At 63.0% G+C, this 552-nt stretch carries 1 protein-coding gene and 1 pseudogene; both read left to right on the top strand.

The genetic code is table 11. The annotated features are described in order from the left end of the window. Window positions 1–145 (top strand): annotated as a pseudogene (locus EN780_RS41180) (cytochrome oxidase); the annotation flags it as partial. After that, window positions 142–552 (top strand): cation transporter (locus EN780_RS37050; protein WP_189557145.1); only part of this gene is annotated, 411 nt, incomplete at its 3' end. The pseudogene EN780_RS41180 and the gene EN780_RS37050, both read left to right, overlap by 4 nt.

Here is a 552-nt window from a genome sequence, read left to right as displayed (position 1 = left end):
CGCCCTCGCCTCCGGCCAGGAGTTCGCCGCCCAGCATATGCCGAAGGACGGCGTCTGGATCGTCGAAGTCGACACCGATGCCGGCCTGACACGACCCTATCGCGACGTCCGCAGGATTATGATTTCTCATGGAGCGCTGCAATGAGCTGTTGTGCACCGGGCGCTGAAATGGCGCTGGATCTGAACGGCGCCACGTCGGTCCTGCCATCCAGCCAGGAGATCAGGTTGGCGAGCCGATCGCTTGGCGATGATCTTCGGCAGACCGATCTTTCAGTGCCGACGGTTCATTGCGCCGCCTGTATCCAGACGATCGAGGCGGCACTTGGAAAGCTCGATCACGTCGAAAGCGCGCGCGTCAACCTGTCGACGAAGCGGGTCGCGGTCCGGTGGCGAGGAGACGAGGTGCCACCCTTCGTCGCCGCGCTTGGCAGGCTGGGCTACAAGGCGCATCTGTTCACACCCGAGGTCGATGACAAGGACAAGACGCTTGCCGAACTGATCCGCGCTGTCGCTGTTGCCGGCTTTGCGGCGGGGGACATCATGCTGCTTTTG

It is taken from the genome of Mesorhizobium sp. M4B.F.Ca.ET.089.01.1.1, from assembly GCF_004022605.1.
Taxonomy (GTDB): domain Bacteria; phylum Pseudomonadota; class Alphaproteobacteria; order Rhizobiales; family Rhizobiaceae; genus Mesorhizobium; species Mesorhizobium abyssinicae.
The sequence above is the reverse complement of the archived record's forward strand: the minus strand, read 5'-3'. Positions and strand labels throughout refer to the sequence as shown.